This window comes from Pseudomonas sp. 20-5, assembly GCF_056782835.1.
Genome location: NZ_CM165584.1, coordinates 4,676,230 through 4,696,735 on the forward strand (window position 1 = coordinate 4,676,230; position 20,506 = coordinate 4,696,735).

Genomic DNA, 20,506 nt, shown 5'->3' on the forward strand with positions numbered 1-20,506 from the left:
TCAGGCAATGCTCAGCCATCGAGACCGCGGGGAAAACGGTCGGCCACCAGGTTCAAGGCGATACCGTGCTCCAGGCAGGCCTTGAGCCCGGCCAGCACCAGGGTGAAACCTTCGGTGGCATCTACCACCCGCGGGATGACCTCTTCCGGGGTGCCGACGAAACCGCTGTTGCGGATGCTGACGAAGGTCCCGGCGCCGGGCAGTTCCTCGAACAGCCACTCCACCTGGGAAGGGTTGCTGTCGCCATTCGGCCATTCGATGAGGATGCGGCGGTTCGTTTGCAGGTCTTTCACTTCGATTTCCTGGGAAACCCCGTACATGTCCCAGTGCCAGCGCAGCCGTTTCCCGGCTTCGAGGCGGGCATCGCCGCGGCTGAACCAGAATCTGGCGGTGATGGCCGGATCGACGAAGGCTTCGAAGACCTCGGCGATGGGGCGGCGGATCAGCATTTCCGCCTTGGCGACGACCTGTGCGACGGCAGTCATGGCAAGTCCTCCATGGGGGTGGGCAAGGGAGCGGCCGCCGCATCGGGCGGCCGCTCGCGGTTGATGGCTCAGGCCGGGTATTTCTCGTTCAGAGCGTAGAGGATCGCCGCCGTCTCCACATCCAGCGCGCCGTCGTAGTTCTCCGGGCGGAAATGCATCTGGAAGGCGCGCAGCAGGCTGGCGAAGTAGGCGTCGTCGACCGTCGCCGGCAGCGCATAGCCGTACAGGCGGAACGCCTCCAGCAGGTCGGCGCGCGGCGGCAGGCCGTCGCGCTCGAAGCCTTCGCGATAGCGATCGCGGGTAGCGTCGTCGTACCAGGCGCCGATACCGGCCTCGTAGAGTTCCTTCCAGGGCAGCTTCGGACCCGGGTCGGACTTGCGCCCGACGGCGATGTCGGAGTGGCCGACCACGTTCTTCGGGGTCATGTCCGGGTAGCGCTGCAGGATGTTCTTCGCCAGTTGCTTGAGTGCGTTGATCTGCGAGCGCTCGTAGTCGGGGAAGGTGAACACGCCGTCGTCGTCGCGGGCGAGGTTGACGATCTCGATGCCGATGGAGGTGTCGTTGAGGTTGTCGCGGCGCGCCCAGCCGCTGACGCCGGCGTGCCAGGCGCGGTCTTCCTCGGCGACCAGGTTGAAGATGCGCTGGCCCTTGAAGCCGGCGGCCTTGTAGCTGGGGTCGTGCGGCGCCGGGATCAGGTAGTGGGCACTGGCGGCGCCGGTGGTCAGCGCCTTGACCGAGGCGGCGAAGTCGAGCGCGGTGTAGTGCAGCACCAGGAAGCGCACGCGTTTGCCGTAGGGGGTAGTGGTGCGATAGCTGTTGTAGTCGATGGTCAGCATGGTTTTCACCTTTTTGCGGATGATGGAAAGCCCCCGGCCACAGGCTCGCCTGTAGCTAGGGACGTCGATGCAGCGATGAGGTTCAGGGGCCGGCCAAGGAAACGCGGACCCCGGCTAAACCGGAAGGAAGAAGACCGGGCATAAAAAAGCCCGGCACGCGGCCGGGCAAAAGGGATACACCAAAGGCAAGCCCCAGCGAACTGGGGGTGCGGGGGCTCACCGAGGCCACTGAACGATGGCGTTATGACAGCACCCGGCACAACCGAACTTTAAGCTGGCCGGACGCCGTGCGGGCGCACCCCAGAGCCTTTCGCACCGGTCGCCGCCCGCTGCGTCCGGTTGCGCGGCGGGCAGAAACGACGAAGCCCGGCGCTGGGGCCGGGCTTCGAGGGCGACCACGGGAAACGTGATCATGGGAAAAAACTACCGCGAGCGTCCCGCCGCGTGCAACACCGTTCGTCCGTTGGCCGCTCTACTTTGCACTTCTTCACAAAGTTCACCAATAGCCATACAGACCCTCGACAGAGCGGCTACTACTCTATCCACGCCAGGTCCGATTGCTCCTCCATCTCCTGGCATTCCCGGCCACTGTCCCCCCCCGCACAGTGGCTTTTTTTCGCCTGCGCCTAGCGTCGTGCCAGCGGCGCCTCGTCCCGCGCCAGCATCAGCGCCAGGATGCAGCCGAGGAGGAACGCCTGCAGCGCCAGGCGAGCGGCCAGCAGCGTCGGCGGGAAGGATGGGAACAGGTCGGGGTGCTGCCACATGTAGAGGTTGGCCGGGGTCACGCAGAGGGTCAGGATGAACAGCCCGCACGCCGCCAGCCGGCGCCATGCCGGCACCAGCAGGGCGGCGGCGCCGAGCAGTTCGAAGACCCCGCTGACCCACACCGCCGCCAGCGGCCAGGGCACGTAGGGCGGGACGATGCCGACGAAGAAATCGGTGAAGACGAAATGGCCCAGCCCACCCAGCAGGAACCAGGCGGACACGAAGGCCACGAGCAGCGTGCGAGCGGGCGACGGCATGGATAACCTCGGCGCGGCGATGGAACGGCAATCCTGCCACGCGCCGCCGACGCCAGGCCCATAACCTTTGCCCGGTTGGCAGGCGTCCGCCGAAACAAATGCTCAAACATTCCCGCCGCCGGGGCGACATCTGCTCAAAAAATGTCCTGGCCTTTCTTCGTCGAAAGACATAGAATCCGGGACTGCGTACCAAACTGAAAGTCAATCAGGCTTTACCCCACGACCGGGCCCACAGATGAAAAGGGCTCTACCATCAGGGTTACAGCCTTCCGATGGTTCTTCGGTCGCCACTCTTCTGAAGCAATCCCCTGCCACGCAGGGCCGATGGGAAGACCGGCGTCCCGCAATACCACCCGCAGATTGATCAGGATCCTGGCCTGGAAACTTTCTTGCCAATCGATCCTCTGATTAGTACCTGAACTGCCAGCTTGCTCTTTTCGAAAAAAGCCGGCATAACCAGTACGTTCCCCCGACACAAAGCTTTCTTGGCACTGTCACGGAGCGGGAACATTTGCAATATACGCTGCTCCATAAGCGTGAAAGTAAAGGAACATAAGAATATGTCTATTCAACATCGTACTCAGGATGCAATTCGCACCCTAACCGCCGCATTTGCGCCGTTCGACTGCCTGATCCAGGCAACTCGTAAAGGAAACTTCAGTTTCACCATCGTTGACCAGCATGGCGTGGCCTGCCACAGCGAGCGCCTGTATCCGGAGCAGTACGACGACTCCGGCAAAATGGAAGAAGTGATCAATCGAGTTCGCAAGAAAACACTGGCTGCCTGAATCATGCAAGCATCAGCGCGAATGCAAGGAAAAGCCCCGTCCCCGACGGGGCTTTTTTGTGGGACAGCGAAAAGTACAGGTTAAGTTGAAGAAAGTTCCCACGCAGGAAATAAATATTTACTTATTCCTTTTTAAATATTTCCTCGCCAACTTCGTCATATTCCCGCGGCCAGGGGAAACAAGCGCAGGCCGTTTCTCCCGTACTCCACTCAGACGATCGCCAGGTTTCGCTTGCGGGTAGGCGGCGGAAACGCCTGGTCGAGCGCCCGCAGGTCATCGGCGCTCAGTTCCAGGTCGGCCGCCGCTGCATTCTGGCGGATGTGAGCGGACGTCACCGCCTTCGGGATCGCGATCACCCCCTGCTCCAGTAGCCAGGCCAGGGCGACCTGGGCGCTGCTGGCGTCGTGGCGCGCGGCGATCTCGCCGAGCGCCGGGTGCCGTAGCAGCCTGCCGCCCTGCCCCACCGGACAGTAGGCCATCACCGGCATGCCGCGCTCCTGGCACCAGGGCAGCAGGTCGTATTCGATACCGCGTTCCTCCAGGTTGTACATCACCTGGTTGGCGGCACAGGCGCTGCCGTCCAGTTCGTACATGTCGCCCAGGTCGAAGTTGGACACGCCCCAGCGCAGGATCTTGCCCTGGTCGCGCAACCGCTCGAAGGCTTCGATGGTTTCCTCCAGCGGATACCGGCCCTGCCAGTGCAGCAGGTAGAGGTCGATGGTTTCGCAACCGAGCCGGCGCAGGCTGCGCTCGCAGGCCGCCGGCAGACCCTTGCGGCTGGCGTTGTGCGGGTAGACCTTGCTGACCAGGAAGACCTCTTCGCGGCGTCCCGCGATAGCCGCGCCGACCACGTCTTCGGCGCCGCCCTCGGCGTACATCTCGGCGGTATCGATCAGCGTCATCCCCAGCTCGATGCCTTCGCGCAGCGCCGCGACCTCGCGCTTGCGTTCTCCGGGCTGCTCACCGATATGCCAGGTACCCTGGCCGATGGCGGCGACCTCCTGGCCATCGATCAGCGTGAGCGTTTTCATGCAGCGTCTCCTGTGGTGAATGGACGGGGCCTCATGCCCAGGGATCATAGCTGCCGAAGCTCCAGACGTGGCCCTCCGGATCGCGGCAAGTGAAGCCGCGACCGCCGTAGTCCTCGTCCTTGATGTCGATGACGATCTCGGCGCCGGCGGCCTGGGCGCTGCGGAACAGGGCGTCGGGATCGGCGACCACCAGGTAGAGGCTCTGGGTATTGCCGCCGGCTTCGTCGACGTGCCGCATCAGCCGACCGTAGGCGTTGTCGCGGACGCTCGAGCCGAGCATCAGCATGCCGTTGGCGCCGTTCGGGCTGGCGTAGGTCAACTCGGCGTGGAGCACCTGTCCGTCCTCGCCGGGCACCACCAGCTTGCGCTGGAAGCCAAAGGTCCGGCACAGCCAGTCGATGGCGGCCGGCGCATCGCGGTAACGCAGGCAGGGAATGACGCTGGCGACGGTGTTGCTGGCGGGCGTGTGCATGGCGCATACCTCCGGGGGAAAGCACGACCACCAGCATAGACGCTGGACCGGACCGCCCCCGAGGCACGGATGGGCGGCGCGCCCTTCAGCGCAGCAGCGCCAGCACCCCGCCGAGCAACGGCACTCCGGCGGCGCAAGGCAATGCCCAGCGTGGCCGCCAGGCGAGCAGCAGGACCAGCGTGCCGGCCGCCAGCATCAGCAGGCAGGACCAGAAGACGATGCCGATCTCCACGCCCTGCCGGTGGATCGAGAAGGCCAGTGCCAGGCCCAGGTCGAGCAGCGCCACGCCGCGTAGCAGAAGCACCCGGGGAGCCGACGGCTCGTGGCCGAGGAGGTTCTTGTGGTGGCGGTTCATGGCCAGGCAGAGAGCGGTGAAAGCCAGCAGGTTGAGGCCGAAGACCAGCAGCATCAGGCCACCTCCTGGACGTTCAGGCGTCGCCGGACGGGCTTGCTCGACGCTTGCCGACGTCGCCAACCTAGCCAGGCGCAGAGCAGGCCGAGGCCCAGCAGGCTGAGGTCGACGCCGGCCAGCACCCAGTCGCCGCGCTGCAGGCTGGCCAACAGGTTGCCTTCCGGGCTACGCAGCAGGCCGAGCAGCGGCAGGCCCAGCGCCAGCACGGCGGCGAGGCGCAGTTGCGTGCGACCGAGGGTCCCGCTGTTGCGGCGGACGATGGCCCACAGCGCGACCAGCGCCCAACTGGCGCAAAACACGCGGATCTCCCAGGTGTCGCGGCCGGCCAGTTGCGTCGGCAGCAGGCGGTTGCCCCACAGCAGCGCCAGGCTGGCCAGCGGCAGGCCGCCGCAGACCGCCAGGTTCAGCGCCCGCACCAGACCAACGCCACGACTGCCGCGGACCTCGCGCTTGGCCAGCCAGACCTGCAACCCGCCGAAGATCATCATCGCCCCGGACAGCCCGAGCAACAGGTACATCCAGCGCACCAACTGGCCACCCCACTGGATCATGTGCAGGCCGGTCAGCCAGCCGTAGGTGGCGTAGCCGGGCGCATAGGACGGCTGGGCATGCAGCAGTTCGCCGCTGGAGGCATCGAAGTTGACCGTGCGCTGGTCGTCGAGGATGCGCGAGGCGTCGCGCCGGCGGATGTCCACGGTGGCCGCCTCGTCATAGGGATGGTGGACGCTGATCCAGCCCGGCGCGCCGCCGTCGCCCCAGACCTTGCCGGCCTCGACGATCAGGCCGTCTATGGACGCCGGCGGCCCCGCCGGGCGGCCGACCTCCTCGCGTTCGTAGGAGCCCTGCACTTCATGGAAGAAGCGCTCGCCATCGTTCTGGTAGACCACCTGCAGGCCCGCCTGCATGTAGTAGACGATGAAGATCACCAGGCCTGTGTAGGCGATCATCAGGTGGAACGGCAGGCCGATCACCCCCAGCACGTTGTGCGCGTCGAGCCAGGCGCGCTGCCGCGCCGCCTGCGGGCGCAGGGTGAAGAAGTCCTTGAAGATCCGCCGGTGCACGATGGTCCCGCTGACCAGCGCCACCAGCATCAGCATCCCGGCGATGCCGACGATGTACAGGCCGACCATGCCGGCGTGCAGGTCGTAGTGCAGGGTGAAGAAGAACTCGCCGCCGACTGTCTTCGGCAGCGGCTGGCCGCTCACCGCGTCCAGCTGAAAGACCTTGAACTCGCTGCCGTCGCGCGGCTCCCAGCCGGCGTTCCAGTAGGGCGCCCGCTCGCTCGGCGGCAGCATCCACCAGGCATGGGCATCGGGGGCGCGCTGGCGCAACCAGTCGCGCACCTGGTCGGCGCCCAGCGACTGCGCGCCGGGCAGGTGCAGGTCCGGCTGCATCCAGCGGGTCAGCTCCTTGTCGAAGCTGGCCAGGCTGCCGGCGAAGACGATGACGAACAGCAGCCAGCTGACCAGCAGCCCCGACCAGGTATGCAGGCCGGACATCGATTGACGCAGGTTCATGGACGCGCTCCGTAGTCGAGGCCGAGCCAGGCCAGGCCGCCCAGCGCCAGGCTGGCCAGCGCCAGCACCCAGCAGGCGCGCCAGGCGCTGCGCGCGGCGAAGGCGTAGACGATGGCCGCGACCCACACGGCGAAGCAGCCGAGGCTGCCGAACGAGACCCGGTCGGGACGCGGCAGCGGCAGGTAGATGCTCAGGCAGGCGGTGACCGCGTAGGCCAGCGCGTAGCCGAGCAGCACCGCGACGAGGATGCGGCCGGTGACGGACAGTCCGCCGGCCAGGGCCTGGCTGGTCATGGGGCGGCGTCCCGGGTGGAAACTGGGCCTTGCATCGTCGCTACCTCGTCTGGCTGGCACGGCGACGCCGCGCTCGCGGGTGGCGAGGCGGTCGTCGATTCGGAAGGTTTGCGACTGTATCTCAATTACGTTCGCATTTGTACTTGCTCCGGACGACCGCCAGGTCGCGTCGCGCCAGGGATTGCCGGGGTCCGACGAGTGCGGGTCGTATCCCGTCGCATTCGTCCGCCGCGCCATACGTCCATCTCCGCTCTGCGCAAGCGCGCCGAGCTTGGTAATATCGGCTGTTTGCGGTTTCGGCTGGTTTCGCCGAAGGACATACCGGATGACTTCACCCTCCGCCCCAGACACCCAGCTCAGCCTGGCCATCGACCCGGCCCGGCCGTATGCGCGGCTGACCCTCGGCAGCCACGTGCACAGCGGCTACGACCTGCGCAGCGGACGCATGCAGAGCATTTCCCGGCACCGTGCGGCGCTGGCCTTCATCTATGCCGGCGAGGCGGTTTCCGGGCGTCCCGGCAGCGAGCCACGGGACGCCCAGCGGCGTATCGAACGGCGTCCGGCGCACGAGCAGGACTACCGCGAGACCCTGCGCCGCCTCGGCTTCAAGCCGGCGACCCGGCGCAGCGACGCGCTCGAGGAGAGCGCCGGCGAGATGTTCGAACTGCCCGGCGACAACGCCTGGCTGCACTTCATGCAGGACGACCTGCCGCGCCTGCGCCAGCAAGGCTGGTTCATCGACATCCGCGCCGACTTCGCCTACGACCTGACGCCCATCGACGCCTGGTACGCCGAGGTCGAGGAAGCCGACGACCGCCAGTGGTTCGAGCTGGAACTGGGCATCCAGGTCGCCGGCCAGCGGGTCAGCCTGCTGCCGGCGCTGACCGAACTGATCCGCCGCAGCCCGGCCCTGCTCGATCCGCGCGCCCTCGCCCGGCACGCCGACGAAGAGCAACTGGTGCTGCGCCTGGAACTCAACCCGCCGCTGCGCGTGGCGCTGCCCTTCGGCCGCCTGAAGCCGGTGCTGGCGGCGCTTTCCGACTTCTACCTGGGCGACCCCGAACCGCAGCGCAAGCTGCGCCTGGGCGCACCGGACGCGGCGCGCCTGGCCGATCTCGACGAGTTGCCGCTGGCCTGGGAAGGCGGCGACAACCTGCGCGACTTCGCCCGCCGCCTACGCAGTTTCCAGGCTCGTCCGGCGACCCCGCCGCAAGGCCTGCGCGCCGAACTGCGGCCCTACCAGCTCGAAGGCCTGAGCTGGATGCAGACCCTGCGCGAACTCGACAGCGGCGGCGTGCTGGCCGACGACATGGGGCTGGGCAAGACCTTGCAGTCGCTGGCCCACGTGCTCCTGGAAAAGCAGGCCGGGCGGCTCGACACGCCGGCGCTGGTGGTGATGCCCACCAGCCTGATCCCCAACTGGCTGGACGAGGCCGAGCGCTTCGCCCCCGATCTGCGCGTGCTGGCCCTGCACGGCGCCGGCCGGCGCCGCGACTTCGCCCGCATCGACGAGCACGACCTGGTGCTGACCACCTATGCCCTGCTGCCACGCGACGCCGCCGAGCTGGGCAAGCGGCGGTTCCACCTGCTGATCCTCGACGAGGCGCAGAACATCAAGAACGCCACCACCAAGGCCGCCGTCGCCGCCCGCGAGCTGGCGGCACGGCATCGCCTGTGCCTGACCGGCACGCCGCTGGAGAACCACCTCGGCGAACTCTGGTCGCTGTTCCATTTCCTGATGCCCGGCTGGCTCGGCGACGCCCGCCAGTTCGCCCAGGACTACCGCACGCCGATCGAGAAGCACGGCGACGAGGCACGCCTCAGTCACCTGGCCGCGCGCCTGCGGCCGTTCCTGCTGCGACGGACCAAGGAACAGGTGGCCTCGGAACTGCCGCCGAAGAGCGAGTTCACCCAGTTCGTCGAACTCAGCGAGGCGCAACGCGAACTCTACGAGACCGTGCGCCTGGCGCTGGACCGCAAGGTCCGCGAGGAGATCGCCCGGCGCGGCCTGGCGCGCAGCCGCATCGTGATCCTCGAGGCGCTGCTCAAGCTGCGCCAGGTCTGCTGCGACACGCGCCTGCTGCAACGCCAGGAAGACGGCGCGCGCAGCGGCCGGGCGCTCAGCTCGGGCAAGCTGGCCTACCTGCTCGACATGCTCGACGAACTGATCGCCGAGGGTCGCCGGGTCCTGCTGTTCTCGCAGTTCACCTCGATGCTCGCGCTGATCGAGGACGCCCTGCGCCAGCGCGGCGTCGACTACGTCCTGCTGACCGGCGAGACCCGCGACCGCCGCGCCCCGGTACAGCGCTTCCAGAGCGGCAAGGTGCCGGTGTTCCTGATCAGCTTGAAGGCAGGCGGGGTCGGCCTCAACCTGACCGCGGCGGACACCGTGATCCACTACGATCCCTGGTGGAACCCGGCGGTGGAGAACCAGGCCAGCGACCGCGCCTACCGCATCGGCCAGGACAAGCCGGTGTTCGTCTACCGGCTGATCGCCCGCGGCACGGTGGAAGAGAAGATCCAGCACCTGCAGCAGGAAAAGGCCGCCCTCGCCGACGGCCTGTTCAGCGAAGGCAACGGCGACGGCTGGAAGCTCGACGAGGCCGATATCGACGCGCTGTTCGCGCCCTTGCCCAAGGCGCTCTGAGGGCCGCCCGGATTCAGCGCGCGACGCCGCGGTAGACGTAGGTCATCGGCCGCGGCCCGGGCAGGTAGCCCTGTTCCAGCTCGTCGATGCGAAAGCCGGCCTCGCGCAGCAAGGCCGGCATGTCGCGGTCCAGATGGCAACCGCCGGCCAGCGGTTTCCACCAGGGCGTCAGGCGCCGTTGCCAGGCCAGCACCGAGGCGTCCGGCGCGCGCCCGTGCTCGCAGAACAGCAATTCGCCGCCACGCTTCAGCACCCGACGCATCTCGCCCAGCGCCGGCAGCGGCGCGGCGATGGAGCAAAGGGTGAAAGTGCAGACGATGGTGTCGAAGCTTTCCGCCTCGGCGCGGATCTCGCCAAGCTCGAGGGCGACCATTTCCACCGGGATGCCGATTTGCGCCGCGCGCTCGCGGGCCAGCGCCTGCATTTGCGCGGCCGGGTCGACGCCGACGATCGCCGACACCTTCGCCGCGTCGTAGAAGCCCAGGTTGAGCCCGGTGCCCAGACCGATCTCCAGCACCCGCCCATGGGCGCGCGGCACCAGCAGCGAACGCTGCTTCATCACGTCGCCCATGCCGCAGGCGAAGTCGATCAGGCGCGGCAACACGTAACGGTCATAGATGCCCACGAAACTCTCTCCTGGCACAGCGGCTGGAGGGGAAAGCATAGACCAGCGATGCATTAGACGATTGTCGACAATCAAGCGACGAATGATTGACCCCACGCAATCCAGGCGGTAGCTTTCGCAAACATTGTCGACACATCGACCCGGACAGCCAGTACCATGACCCAGAACCCGCCCCCTCTCGAGATTGCCCATGACGACGGAGAGACCTTGTCGGAACACGTCTTCCGCAAGATCCAGAGCGCCATCGTCAGCGGCGAGATCGCGCCGGGCAGCAAGATCTCCGAGCCGGAGCTGGCGCGCACCTACGGCATCAGCCGCGGCCCGCTGCGCGAGGCGATCCACCGCCTGGAAGGCCTGCGCCTGCTGGTGCGGGTGCCGCATGTCGGGGCGCGGGTGGTGTCGCTGAGCCACGCCGAGCTGATCGAGCTCTACGAGATCCGCGAGTCCCTGGAAGGCATGGCCTGCCGACTGGCCGCCGAGCGCATGAGCCAGGCCGAGATCGACGAGTTGCGCCGAGTGCTCGACACCCACGAGCGCGACGAGGCGTTCCAGGCCGGGCGCGGCTATTACCAGCAGGAAGGCGACTACGACTTCCACTACCGGATCATCCAGGGCAGCGGCAACGCCACTCTCACCCGCATGCTCTGCGGCGAGCTCTACCAACTGGTGCGGATGTACCGCATCCAGTACTCGACCACGCCGAACCGGCCGCGCCAGGCCTTCGCCGAACACCACCGCATTCTCGACGCCATCGCCGACCGTGACGGCGAACTGGCCGAGCTGCTGATGCGCCGCCACATCAGTGCGTCGCGCCGCAATATCGAGCGCCAGCTGGAACCCCAGCCGGCGAAGCTCGCCTCCGCTTCCTCCACCGTCTAAGAGGTCCGTGATGAGCCAGACGTCCCTTACCCCCGGCCAGCGCTTCCGCGAAGCCGTGGCCACCGAACACCCGCTGCAGGTGGTCGGCACCATCAACGCCAACCACGCCCTGCTGGCCAAGCGCGCCGGCTTCAAGGCCATCTACCTGTCCGGCGGCGGCGTCGCCGCCGGTTCCCTGGGCCTGCCGGACCTGGGTATCAGCGGCCTCGACGACGTGCTCACCGACGTGCGCCGGATCACCGACGTCTGCGACCTGCCGCTGCTGGTGGACGTCGACACCGGCTTCGGCTCCTCGGCGTTCAACGTCGCCCGCACGGTGAAGTCGATGATCAAGTTCGGCGCCGCCGCGATGCATATCGAGGACCAGGTCGGCGCCAAGCGCTGCGGCCATAGGCCGAACAAGGAGATCGTCTCGCAGCAGGAGATGGTCGACCGCATCAAGGCCGCCGTCGATGCCCGCAGCGACGACTCCTTCGTGATCATGGCGCGCACCGACGCGCTGGCCGTGGAAGGCCTGCAGGCCGCCATCGACCGCGCCTGCGCCTGTGTCGAGGCCGGTGCCGACATGATCTTCCCGGAAGCCATGACCGAACTGGCCATGTACAAGGAATTCGCCGCCGCGGTGAAGGTGCCGGTGCTGGCCAACATCACCGAGTTCGGCGCCACCCCGCTGTTCACCACCGACGAACTGGCCTCCGCCGACGTGTCCCTGGTGCTCTACCCGCTGTCGGCCTTCCGCGCCATGAACAAGGCGGCGGAGAACGTCTACACCGCGATCCGTCGCGACGGCACCCAGAAGAATGTGATCGATACCATGCAGACCCGCATGGAGCTGTACGATCGCATCGATTACCACAGCTTCGAGCAGAAGCTCGACGCGCTCTTCGCGCAGAAGAAGAACGCCTGAACATCGAGCCCGGCGTGCGCCTGAGCGCCGGTCCGCGAACCCCGTGAAACCGAGTTGCAGCATCCAGAAAAAGTTCAAGAAAGGAGAGAGCAATGGCTGAAGCAAAAGTACTGAGTGGCGCCGGCCTGCGTGGCCAGGTGGCCGGTCAGACAGCCCTGTCCACCGTCGGCCAGGAAGGCGCCGGCCTGACCTACCGTGGCTACGACGTCCGCGACCTGGCGGCGGCGGCGATCTTCGAGGAAGTCGCCTACCTGCTGCTCTACGGCGAACTGCCGAACAAGCAACAGCTCGACGCCTACCTGAAGAAGCTCCAGGGCCAGCGCGACCTGCCGCAGGCGCTGAAGGAAGTTCTCGAACGGATTCCCAAGGACGCCCACCCGATGGACGTGATGCGCACTGGCGCCTCGGTCCTCGGCACCCTGGAACCGGAGCTGAGCTTCGACCAGCAGCGCGACGTCGCCGACCGCCTGCTCGCCGCCTTCCCGGCGATCATGACCTACTGGTACCGCTTCACCCACGAAGGCCAGCGCATCGACTGCAACAGCGACGAGCCGACCATCGGCGGGCACTTCCTCGCCCTGCTCCACGGCAAGAAGCCCAGCGAGCTGCACGTGAAGGTGATGAACGTCTCGCTGATCCTCTACGCCGAGCATGAGTTCAACGCATCCACCTTCACCGCGCGGGTTTGCGCCTCGACCCTGTCCGACCTCTACTCCTGCGTCACCGGCGCCATCGGCTCGCTGCGCGGCCCGCTGCACGGCGGCGCCAACGAGGCGGCGATGGAACTGATCGAACGCTTCTCTTCGCCGCAGGAAGCCACCGCCGAGCTGCTGAAGATGCTCGAGCGCAAGGACAAGATCATGGGCTTCGGGCATGCCATCTACAAGGATTCCGACCCACGCAACGAAGTGATCAAGGGTTGGTCGAAGCAGCTCGCCGACGAGGTCGGCGACAAGGTCCTGTTCGCGGTTTCCGAGGCCATCGACAAGACCATGTGGGAGCAGAAGAAGCTGTTCCCCAACGCCGACTTCTACCACGCCTCGGCGTATCACTTCATGGGCATCCCGACCAAGCTGTTCACGCCGATCTTCGTCTGCTCGCGGACCAGCGGCTGGACCGCCCACGTCTTCGAACAGCGCGCCAACAACCGCATCATCCGCCCGAGCGCCGAGTACACCGGCGTCGAGCAGCGTGCGTTCGTGCCGCTGGAGCAACGCTGATCCATGCCGTCCGGCGCGCCGAACGCGAGCGCGCCGGACGGTTGCCGCACCCAGAATTCGAAAGGCCGGCGTGGGCTGCGCCACGGCGCGAGCGACACGCTTCCGAACACCCCGTGATTGAGTCCGAGCCATGAACAGCGCACACCGCAAACCGCTCCCCGGCACCCGCCTGGACTACTTCGACGCCCGCGAGGCGGTCGAGGCGATCCAGCCCGGCGCCTACGCCAAGCTGCCCTATACCTCCCGCGTGCTCGCCGAGAACCTGGTGCGCCGCTGCGACCCGGCGACCCTGGAGGCTTCGCTGCGCCAACTGGTCGAGCGCAAGCGCGACCTCGACTTCCCCTGGTACCCGGCGCGGGTGGTCTGCCATGACATCCTCGGGCAGACCGCGCTGGTCGACCTCGCCGGCCTGCGCGACGCCATCGCCGACAAGGGCGGCGACCCGGCCCAGGTCAACCCGGTGGTGCCGGTGCAACTGATCGTCGACCACTCGCTGGCGGTGGAATGCGGCGGCTACGACCCCGAGGCCTTCGCCAAGAACCGCGCCATCGAGGACCGCCGCAACGAGGACCGCTTCCACTTCATCGACTGGACCAAGCAGGCCTTCCGCAACGTCGACGTGATCCCGCCGGGCAACGGCATCATGCACCAGATCAACCTGGAGAAAATGTCGCCGGTGATCCAGGCGCGCGACGGCGTGGCCTTCCCCGATACCTGCGTGGGCACCGACAGCCATACCCCGCACGTCGACGCCCTGGGCGTGATCGCCATCGGCGTCGGTGGCCTGGAAGCGGAGAACGTGATGCTCGGCCGCGCCTCCTGGATGCGCCTGCCGGACATCGTCGGCGTCGAGCTGAGCGGCCGTCGCCAGCCGGGCATCACCGCCACCGACGTGGTGCTGGCCCTGACCGAGTTCCTGCGCAAGCAGAAGGTGGTCGGCGCCTACCTGGAGTTCTACGGCGAAGGCGCCTCCAGCCTGACCCTCGGCGACCGCGCGACCATCTCCAACATGGCTCCGGAATACGGCGCCACTGCGGCGATGTTCGCCATCGACCAGCAGACCATCGACTACCTGCGCCTCACCGGCCGCGACGACGAGCAGGTCGCCCTGGTGGAGGCCTATGCGCGCACCGCCGGACTCTGGGCCGACAGCCTGGTCGACGCCGAGTACGAGCGGGTACTGAAGTTCGACCTGTCCAGCGTGGTGCGCAACATGGCCGGCCCGTCCAATCCGCACGCCAGGGTCGCCACCAGCGAACTGGCGGCGAAAGGCATCGCCGGCAACCTCGAGCGGGCCCGCGCCGAGGAAGCCGAGGGCCTGATGCCGGACGGCGCGGTGATCATCGCCGCGATCACCAGTTGCACCAACACCAGCAACCCGCGCAACGTGATCGCCGCCGGCCTGCTGGCGCGCAACGCCGACCGCCTCGGCCTGGTCCGCAAGCCATGGGTGAAGACCTCGCTGGCACCCGGCTCCAAGGTGGTCACCGAATACCTGCGCGAAGCCGGCCTGCTGCCGCACCTGGAAGCCCTCGGCTTCGGCGTGGTGGCCTACGCCTGCACGTCTTGCAACGGCATGTCCGGCGCCCTCGACCCGGCGATCCAGCAGGAGATCGTCGAGCGCGACCTGTACGCCACCGCGGTGCTCTCCGGCAACCGCAACTTCGACGGGCGCATCCACCCCTACGCCAAGCAGGCCTTCCTCGCCTCGCCGCCGCTGGTGGTGGCCTACGCCATCGCCGGGACCATCCGCTTCGACATCGAGCGCGACGTGCTCGGCGTGGTGGACGGCAAGGAGATCCGCCTGAAGGACCTCTGGCCGAGCGACGAGGAGATCGACGCGGTGGTCAGGGCGGCGGTGAAGCCCGAGCAGTTCCGCCAGGTCTACATCCCGATGTTCGACATCACCCACGGCGAGCGCGAGAAGGTCGACCCGCTCTACGCCTGGCGCCCGACGAGCACTTACATCCGCCGCCCGCCGTACTGGGAAGGCGCCCTCGCCGGCGAACGCACCCTGCGCGGCATGCGCCCGCTGGCGGTGCTGCCGGACAACATCACCACCGACCACCTGTCGCCGTCCAACGCGATCCTCGCCGACAGCGCGGCGGGCGAATACCTGGCGAAAATGGGCCTGCCCGAGGAGGACTTCAACTCCTACGCCACCCACCGCGGCGACCACCTCACCGCACAACGCGCGACCTTCGCCAACCCGAAGCTGTTCAACGAGATGGTGCGCAACGCCGACGGCAGCGTGAAGCAGGGTTCGCTGGCGCGGGTCGAGCCGGAAGGCAAGGTGATGCGCATGTGGGAAGCCATCGAGACCTACATGGAGCGCAAGCAGCCGCTGATCATCGTCGCCGGCGCCGACTACGGGCAGGGTTCTTCGCGCGACTGGGCAGCCAAGGGCGTGCGCCTGGCCGGGGTGGAGGCGATCGTCGCCGAGGGCTTCGAGCGCATCCACCGCACCAACCTGATCGGCATGGGCGTGCTGCCGCTGGAGTTCAAGCCGGGTACCACCCGCCTGACCCTGGGGATCGACGGCAGCGAGACCTTCGACGTGCTCGGCGCTCGCCGGCCGCGCGCCGACCTGACCCTGGTCATCCACCGGCGCGACGGGGAGCGGCTCGAAGTGCCGGTGACCTGCCGCCTGGACAGCGACGAGGAAGTCTCCATCTACGAAGCCGGCGGCGTACTGCAACGCTTCGCCCAGGACTTCCTGGAGGCGGCCGGCGCCTGATGGCGCCGGCGAAACACCCTGGTAGGACGGACGACGCGTAGCGTCATCCGCCGACGACCGGCAGCGGCTGTCGAACGCAGCCGCTGCCCCTGAATTCGATTGCCGAGGACGACGACGCATGGCCCACCCACCCCAGATCCGCATCCCCGCCACCTACCTGCGCGGCGGCACCAGCAAGGGCGTGTTCTTCCGCCTGGAAGACCTGCCGGAATCCTGCCGGGTCCCCGGCGAGGCGCGCGACCGGCTGTTCATGCGGGTGATCGGCAGTCCCGACCCCTATGCCGCGCACATCGACGGGATGGGCGGCGCCACCTCCAGCACCAGCAAGTGCGTGATCCTCTCGAAGAGCAGCCAGCCGGGCCATGACGTCGACTACCTCTACGGCCAGGTCTCCATCGACAAGCCCTTCGTCGACTGGAGCGGCAACTGCGGCAACCTCTCCACCGGGGCCGGCGCCTTCGCCCTGCACGCCGGGCTGGTGGATCCGGCGCGGATACCGGAAGACGGCATCTGCGAGGTGCGCATCTGGCAGGCCAATATCGGCAAGACCATCATCGCCCACGTGCCGGTGAGCGGCGGCCAAGTCCAGGAAACCGGCGACTTCGAGCTGGACGGAGTGACCTTCCCGGCGGCCGAGATCGTGCTGGAGTTCCTCGACCCGTCCGACGACGGCGAGGACGGCGGCGCCATGTTCCCCACCGGCAACCTGGTGGACGATCTGGAGGTGCCGGGGGTCGGTACCTTCAAGGCGACCATGATCAACGCCGGGATTCCCACGGTGTTCGTCAATGCCGAGGAGATCGGCTACCGCGGCACCGAGCTGCGCGAAGAGATCAACGGCGACCCGCAGCAACTGGCGCGCTTCGAACGGATCCGCGTCGCCGGCGCCCTGCGCATGGGCCTGATCAAGACCCCCGAGGAAGCCGCGACCCGCCAGCACACGCCGAAGATCGCCTTCGTCGCCCCGCCCCGCGACTACCGCACCGCCAGCGGCAAGCTGGTGGCGGCCGGCGATATCGACCTGCTGGTCCGCGCGCTGTCCATGGGCAAGCTGCACCACGCGATGATGGGTACCGCGGCGGTGGCCATCGGCACCGCCGCAGCCATTCCCGGCACCCTGGTGAACCTCGCCGCCGGCGGCGGCGAACGCAGCGCGGTACGCTTCGGCCATCCCTCCGGCACCCTGCGAGTGGGCGCCGAGGCCAGCCAGGCGAACGGCGAATGGACGGTGACCAAGGCGATCATGAGCCGCAGCGCGCGAATCCTCATGGAAGGCTGGGTGCGCGTACCCGGCGACGCCTTCTGAACCGACCTATCCTTGCCACGGCCTTCCGCCACCGCGAAAGGCCGGGGCGTCTTGCAGCCACGACAAGAAAAACCATCCCCGAACCAGCCTGACCCGAGAGGAAACCCACCACTTACGAACCACTGGAGTACGCGATGAGTGCCAACGTCGATCTCAACCAACGTCCCGACTACGACGCCGTCCTGCAGGACATCGCCGACTACGTGCTGGACTACCGCATCGATTCCACGGAGGCCCTGGACACCGCCCGCAACTGCCTGATGGATACCCTCGGCTGCGGCCTGCTGGCGCTGCGCTTCCCGGAATGCACCAAGCACCTCGGCCCGCTGGTCGAGGGCACCCTGGTCCCGCACGGCGCGCGGGTGCCGGGCACCTCCTTCCGGCTCGACCCGGTCAAGGCCGCCTGGGACATCGGCTGCATCGTCCGCTGGCTGGACTACAACGACACCTGGCTGGCCGCCGAGTGGGGCCATCCCTCGGACAACCTCGGCGGCATCCTCGCCGTCGCCGACCACCTCTCGCAGAAACGCCTGGCCAACGGCGAAGCGCCGCTGAGCATGCGCCAGGTACTGGAAGCGATGATCATGGCCCACGAGATCCAGGGCGTGATCGCCCTGGAGAACTCGTTCAATCGCGTCGGCCTCGACCATGTGCTGCTGGTCAAGGTCGCGTCCACCGCCGTCTGCGCCAAGCTGATGGGGGCCGACTGCGAGCAACTGCTGGCCGCCCTCTCCCACGCCTTCGTCGACGGCCAGGCCCTGCGCACCTACCGTCACGCACCGAACGCCGGCTCGCGCAAGTCCTGGGCCGCAGGCGACGCGACGAGCCGCGGCGTGCGCCTGGCGGACATCGCCTTGCGCGGCGAGATGGGCATCCCCGGCGTGCTCAGCGCGCCGCAATGGGGTTTCTACGATGTCCTGTTCAGCCACACCAGCAAGGACCTGGCGACCAAGCCCGAGGACAAGCGGCGCTTCAGCTTCCCCCAGGGCTACGGCAGCTACGTGATGGAAAACGTGCTGTTCAAGATCAGCTTCCCCGCCGAATTCCACGCGCAGACCGCCGCCGAGGCCGCCGTGCGCCTGCATCCGCTGGTGAAGGACCGCCTGCAACGGATCAGCCGCATCGTCATCACCACCCACGAGTCGGCGATCCGCATCATTTCCAAGGTCGGCCCGCTGGCCAACCCCGCCGACCGCGACCATTGCCTGCAGTACATGACCGCCGTGCCGCTGATCTTCGGCGACCTGGTGGCCGAGCACTACGAGGACGCCTTCCACGCCGCCCACCCGCTGATCGATCGCTTGCGCGAGAAAATGGAGATCGTCGAGGAGCCGCGCTACAGCCGTGAATACCTGGAGGCGGACAAGCGCTCCATCGCCAACGCCGTGGAAGTGTTCTTCGACGACGGCAGCAGCACCGGCCAGGTCGCCGTGGAGTACCCGCTCGGCCATCGCCGCCGGCGCGCCGAAGGCATCCCGCTGCTGCAGGAGAAGTTCAAGGCCAACCTGGCCACGCGCTTCCCGCCGCAGCGCTGCCAGAGGATCTTCGACCTGTGCAGCCACCAGGCATCGCTGGAAGCCACGCCGGTGAACCGCTTCATGGACCTCCTGGCGATCTGAGCGCGCCCGCCTGGAAGGCGCTGGGCGGCTGGCCGAGGACCCGGCGGAACATGGTCGAGAAGGCTGCCGGGCTCTGGTAGCCGCAGTCCAGGGCGATGGCGGTGACCGTTTCGCCGCCGGCCAGCCGCGCCAGTGCCTGCACCACGCAGGCGCGTTGCTTCCAGGCACCGAAGCTGAGGCCGGTGTAGCGACGGAAGGTGCGGTTGAAACTGCGCAGGCTGGTATGCAGCAACCCGGCCCAGCGTTCGGCGCTGGCGCGGATGTCGGGCTCGACGAGGAACGCCTCGCAGAGCGCCAGCCAGCGCGGCTCGGGCGGCAAGGGCACGTGCAGCGGCAGCGTCTCGGCCGCCGCCAGCTCATGGAGCAACAGCGTCGCCAACGCGCCGTCGCGACCTTCGGTGTCGTATTCCAGGGGCATGTCCACCGCCGCCAGCAACAGTTGCCGCAGCAGCGGCGACACCGCCAGCACCTGGCAGTGCGCCGGCATCGCCATGGCGCTGCCGGGCTCGATGTACAGGCTGCGGGTGCTCACCCCGAGCATTCGCACCTCGTGCTCGACGCCCGGCGGAATCCACACTGCGCGCTGTGGCGGCACCACCCAGCCGGCGTCGCCGGTACGCACCTGCATCACCCCGCTGGCACCGTACAGCAATTGCGCGCGACGATGCCGATGGCGCGGCAGCAGGTAGCCGTCGGGATAGTCGGTACCCATGGCCACCACGGCCCGGGGCGTGGCGTCGTACTGCTCGATGGAAGCGTTGCGCATGGTCGAAGCATCTGGCCGAAACGCGAATAGTATTGGCCAACCTCGCGAAGCGGGCCAGCCCCGGGACGCCTAAGCTGGCCTTCCGCTCTCGCTCCGGAAACCCGCCATGTTCTATCTCCTGCTCTTTCTCTGCGGCTGCCTCACCGGGGTCAGCGCCGTGTTGTTCGGCTTTGGCGGCGGCTTCGTGGTGGTGCCGCTGCTCTATCACCTGCTGCAACTCGGTCGCGCCGCCGACGACCCGCTGGCCCAGGCGGCCATGCAGGTCGCGGTGGCCACCTCGACCTGCGTGATGATCGTCAACGCCGCCCTCGCCACCTATCGCCACCGGCGCGCCGGCAGCCTGCTGCGCGCCTATGTCTGGCCGCTGGGCGCGTACATCGGTATCGGCGCGGTGCTTGGCGCGGCGCTGGTCGGCCTGGCCAGCGGCGACTTCATTCGCCTGGCCTTCGTCGCCTACCTCGCCATCACCATCCTCGACTGCCTGTTGCGTCGCGGCTTCCTCAGCCGCGCCGAGGAGCGCCAGGCGCGGCCGCTGGGCGTCGGCGAGACGCGCCTGGGCGGAACGCTGATCGGTGCGATCGCCACCTTCCTCGGCGTCGGAGGCAGCGTGATGACCGTACCACTGCTGCGCCGCTGCGGGCTGAGCATGACCCAGGCGACCTCCATGGCCAACCCGCTGAGCCTGCCGGTGGCTCTTGGCGGCACCCTTACCTACCTGGTCCTGGCCGGCTACCAGGAGCAAGGCCTGGGCCGAGGCTTCGTCGGCTACATCGACCTGCTGGCCTTCGCCACCCTGGCCGGCGGCGGCTGGCTCGGCATCCGCCTGGCGACCCCGCTGATCGGGCGGATTCCCGATGCGCTGCATGCACGGGTGTACGTCGGCCTGCTGGCGGCGGTGATGCTGAGCATGCTGGCGGGCTGATGCCCCAGCCTGGGTAGGGCGA

The 20,506-nt window shown here is 67.7% G+C and carries 19 protein-coding genes; 9 read left to right on the forward strand and 10 right to left on the reverse strand.

The window, feature by feature from the left end:
- Nucleotides 1-11: 11 nt before the first annotated feature.
- From AC1RB9_RS21610 to AC1RB9_RS21620, 3 genes are all read right to left on the reverse strand, one after another.
- Nucleotides 12-485, reverse strand: coding sequence for an SRPBCC family protein (locus AC1RB9_RS21610; RefSeq protein ID WP_003085649.1), 474 nt, complete (start codon nt 483-485; stop codon nt 12-14).
- Between the two features lie 68 nt (nt 486-553).
- A complete protein-coding gene (gene ampDh3 / locus AC1RB9_RS21615) occupies nt 554-1,321 on the reverse strand; it encodes an N-acetylmuramoyl-L-alanine amidase AmpDh3 (protein ID WP_003114198.1) in 768 nt (255 codons plus the stop codon).
- A gap of 626 nt (nt 1,322-1,947) precedes the next feature.
- Entirely contained in the window at nt 1,948-2,343 is a 396-nt protein-coding gene (locus AC1RB9_RS21620) for a DoxX family protein (protein WP_003106627.1), read from the reverse strand.
- 560 nt (nt 2,344-2,903) lie between these two features.
- Here AC1RB9_RS21620 and AC1RB9_RS21625 point away from each other — a divergent pair.
- Nucleotides 2,904-3,131, forward strand: coding sequence for a hypothetical protein (locus AC1RB9_RS21625; protein WP_003085644.1), 228 nt, complete (start codon nt 2,904-2,906; stop codon nt 3,129-3,131).
- Nucleotides 3,132-3,340: 209 nt separating this feature from the next.
- Here the strand turns inward: AC1RB9_RS21625 and AC1RB9_RS21630 are convergent, their stop codons facing one another.
- The 5 genes from AC1RB9_RS21630 to AC1RB9_RS21650 form a co-directional block, all read right to left on the reverse strand.
- Nucleotides 3,341-4,162, reverse strand: coding sequence for an aldo/keto reductase (locus AC1RB9_RS21630; protein WP_003109743.1), 822 nt, complete (start codon nt 4,160-4,162; stop codon nt 3,341-3,343).
- Between the two features lie 31 nt (nt 4,163-4,193).
- The gene (locus AC1RB9_RS21635; protein WP_003085641.1) at nt 4,194-4,634 is read right to left on the reverse strand and encodes a VOC family protein; all 441 of its coding nucleotides are present in this window, start codon (nt 4,632-4,634) and stop codon (nt 4,194-4,196) included.
- Nucleotides 4,635-4,719: 85 nt separating this feature from the next.
- Nucleotides 4,720-5,043: a DUF3325 domain-containing protein gene (locus AC1RB9_RS21640; RefSeq protein WP_003114195.1), complete on the reverse strand. Its 324-nt coding sequence runs from the start codon at nt 5,041-5,043 to the stop codon at nt 4,720-4,722.
- Nucleotides 5,043-6,563 carry a PepSY-associated TM helix domain-containing protein gene (locus AC1RB9_RS21645; protein ID WP_003103038.1) on the reverse strand — a complete coding sequence of 507 codons (1,521 nt, stop codon included), beginning with the start codon at nt 6,561-6,563 and terminating at the stop codon, nt 5,043-5,045. Before AC1RB9_RS21645 ends, AC1RB9_RS21640 begins: the two co-directional genes overlap by 1 nt.
- A complete protein-coding gene (locus tag AC1RB9_RS21650) occupies nt 6,560-6,856 on the reverse strand; it encodes a DUF3649 domain-containing protein (RefSeq protein ID WP_003085639.1) in 297 nt (98 codons plus the stop codon). The genes AC1RB9_RS21645 and AC1RB9_RS21650 overlap by 4 nt, the downstream gene beginning before the upstream one ends.
- Nucleotides 6,857-7,181: 325 nt before the next feature.
- Between AC1RB9_RS21650 and AC1RB9_RS21655 the strand changes: the two genes are divergently transcribed.
- Nucleotides 7,182-9,503: a DEAD/DEAH box helicase gene (locus tag AC1RB9_RS21655; RefSeq protein WP_003454664.1), complete on the forward strand. Its 2,322-nt coding sequence runs from the start codon at nt 7,182-7,184 to the stop codon at nt 9,501-9,503.
- A gap of 13 nt (nt 9,504-9,516) precedes the next feature.
- On the opposite strand, the gene AC1RB9_RS21660 is transcribed toward AC1RB9_RS21655, so the two are convergent.
- Entirely contained in the window at nt 9,517-10,167 is a 651-nt protein-coding gene (locus AC1RB9_RS21660; RefSeq protein ID WP_003118644.1) for a class I SAM-dependent methyltransferase, read from the reverse strand.
- Between the two features lie 117 nt (nt 10,168-10,284).
- On the opposite strand from AC1RB9_RS21660, the gene AC1RB9_RS21665 reads away from it, so the two are divergent.
- The 6 genes from AC1RB9_RS21665 (at nt 10,285) to prpD (ending at nt 18,796) form a co-directional block, all read left to right on the forward strand.
- A complete protein-coding gene (locus tag AC1RB9_RS21665) occupies nt 10,285-11,007 on the forward strand; it encodes a GntR family transcriptional regulator (RefSeq protein WP_003085635.1) in 723 nt (240 codons plus the stop codon).
- Nucleotides 11,008-11,017: 10 nt separating this feature from the next.
- The gene (gene prpB / locus AC1RB9_RS21670; protein ID WP_003103044.1) at nt 11,018-11,914 is read left to right on the forward strand and encodes a methylisocitrate lyase; all 897 of its coding nucleotides are present in this window, start codon (nt 11,018-11,020) and stop codon (nt 11,912-11,914) included.
- 92 nt (nt 11,915-12,006) lie between these two features.
- Nucleotides 12,007-13,134 carry a bifunctional 2-methylcitrate synthase/citrate synthase gene (prpC, locus tag AC1RB9_RS21675; RefSeq protein ID WP_003103050.1) on the forward strand — a complete coding sequence of 376 codons (1,128 nt, stop codon included), beginning with the start codon at nt 12,007-12,009 and terminating at the stop codon, nt 13,132-13,134.
- A gap of 130 nt (nt 13,135-13,264) precedes the next feature.
- Nucleotides 13,265-15,871, forward strand: coding sequence for a Fe/S-dependent 2-methylisocitrate dehydratase AcnD (acnD, locus tag AC1RB9_RS21680; protein WP_003085627.1), 2,607 nt, complete (start codon nt 13,265-13,267; stop codon nt 15,869-15,871).
- Nucleotides 15,872-15,989: 118 nt separating this feature from the next.
- Entirely contained in the window at nt 15,990-17,177 is a 1,188-nt protein-coding gene (gene prpF, locus AC1RB9_RS21685; RefSeq protein WP_003103056.1) for a 2-methylaconitate cis-trans isomerase PrpF, read from the forward strand.
- A 134-nt stretch (nt 17,178-17,311) separates the two neighbouring features.
- Complete coding sequence (gene prpD / locus AC1RB9_RS21690) at nt 17,312-18,796, forward strand: 2-methylcitrate dehydratase (RefSeq protein WP_003454669.1); 1,485 nt, start codon at nt 17,312-17,314, stop codon at nt 18,794-18,796.
- Here prpD and AC1RB9_RS21695 read toward each other — a convergent pair.
- Complete coding sequence (locus tag AC1RB9_RS21695) at nt 18,774-19,562, reverse strand: AraC family transcriptional regulator (RefSeq protein ID WP_003103062.1); 789 nt, start codon at nt 19,560-19,562, stop codon at nt 18,774-18,776. The two genes, prpD and AC1RB9_RS21695, sit on opposite strands and share 23 nt — an antisense overlap.
- A gap of 106 nt (nt 19,563-19,668) precedes the next feature.
- On the opposite strand from AC1RB9_RS21695, the gene AC1RB9_RS21700 reads away from it, so the two are divergent.
- Complete coding sequence (locus tag AC1RB9_RS21700) at nt 19,669-20,484, forward strand: sulfite exporter TauE/SafE family protein (protein ID WP_003159593.1); 816 nt, start codon at nt 19,669-19,671, stop codon at nt 20,482-20,484.
- Nucleotides 20,485-20,506 lie beyond the last annotated feature (22 nt).

What these genes read in the sequence shown, in the direction of transcription:
- AC1RB9_RS21610 (WP_003085649.1), bottom strand. Translation starts at nt 485, where the DNA reads ATGACTGCCGTCGCACAGGTCGTCGCCAAGGCGGAAATGCTGATCCGC.
- ampDh3 (WP_003114198.1), bottom strand. Translation starts at nt 1,321, where the DNA reads ATGCTGACCATCGACTACAACAGCTATCGCACCACTACCCCCTACGGC.
- AC1RB9_RS21620 (WP_003106627.1), bottom strand. Translation starts at nt 2,343, where the DNA reads ATGCCGTCGCCCGCTCGCACGCTGCTCGTGGCCTTCGTGTCCGCCTGG.
- AC1RB9_RS21625 (WP_003085644.1), top strand. Translation starts at nt 2,904, where the DNA reads ATGTCTATTCAACATCGTACTCAGGATGCAATTCGCACCCTAACCGCC.
- AC1RB9_RS21630 (WP_003109743.1), bottom strand. Translation starts at nt 4,162, where the DNA reads ATGAAAACGCTCACGCTGATCGATGGCCAGGAGGTCGCCGCCATCGGC.
- AC1RB9_RS21635 (WP_003085641.1), bottom strand. Translation starts at nt 4,634, where the DNA reads ATGCACACGCCCGCCAGCAACACCGTCGCCAGCGTCATTCCCTGCCTG.
- AC1RB9_RS21640 (WP_003114195.1), bottom strand. Translation starts at nt 5,043, where the DNA reads ATGCTGCTGGTCTTCGGCCTCAACCTGCTGGCTTTCACCGCTCTCTGC.
- AC1RB9_RS21645 (WP_003103038.1), bottom strand. Translation starts at nt 6,563, where the DNA reads ATGAACCTGCGTCAATCGATGTCCGGCCTGCATACCTGGTCGGGGCTG.
- AC1RB9_RS21650 (WP_003085639.1), bottom strand. Translation starts at nt 6,856, where the DNA reads ATGACCAGCCAGGCCCTGGCCGGCGGACTGTCCGTCACCGGCCGCATC.
- AC1RB9_RS21655 (WP_003454664.1), top strand. Translation starts at nt 7,182, where the DNA reads ATGACTTCACCCTCCGCCCCAGACACCCAGCTCAGCCTGGCCATCGAC.
- AC1RB9_RS21660 (WP_003118644.1), bottom strand. Translation starts at nt 10,167, where the DNA reads ATGCTTTCCCCTCCAGCCGCTGTGCCAGGAGAGAGTTTCGTGGGCATC.
- AC1RB9_RS21665 (WP_003085635.1), top strand. Translation starts at nt 10,285, where the DNA reads ATGACCCAGAACCCGCCCCCTCTCGAGATTGCCCATGACGACGGAGAG.
- prpB (WP_003103044.1), top strand. Translation starts at nt 11,018, where the DNA reads ATGAGCCAGACGTCCCTTACCCCCGGCCAGCGCTTCCGCGAAGCCGTG.
- prpC (WP_003103050.1), top strand. Translation starts at nt 12,007, where the DNA reads ATGGCTGAAGCAAAAGTACTGAGTGGCGCCGGCCTGCGTGGCCAGGTG.
- acnD (WP_003085627.1), top strand. Translation starts at nt 13,265, where the DNA reads ATGAACAGCGCACACCGCAAACCGCTCCCCGGCACCCGCCTGGACTAC.
- prpF (WP_003103056.1), top strand. Translation starts at nt 15,990, where the DNA reads ATGGCCCACCCACCCCAGATCCGCATCCCCGCCACCTACCTGCGCGGC.
- prpD (WP_003454669.1), top strand. Translation starts at nt 17,312, where the DNA reads ATGAGTGCCAACGTCGATCTCAACCAACGTCCCGACTACGACGCCGTC.
- AC1RB9_RS21695 (WP_003103062.1), bottom strand. Translation starts at nt 19,562, where the DNA reads ATGCGCAACGCTTCCATCGAGCAGTACGACGCCACGCCCCGGGCCGTG.
- AC1RB9_RS21700 (WP_003159593.1), top strand. Translation starts at nt 19,669, where the DNA reads ATGTTCTATCTCCTGCTCTTTCTCTGCGGCTGCCTCACCGGGGTCAGC.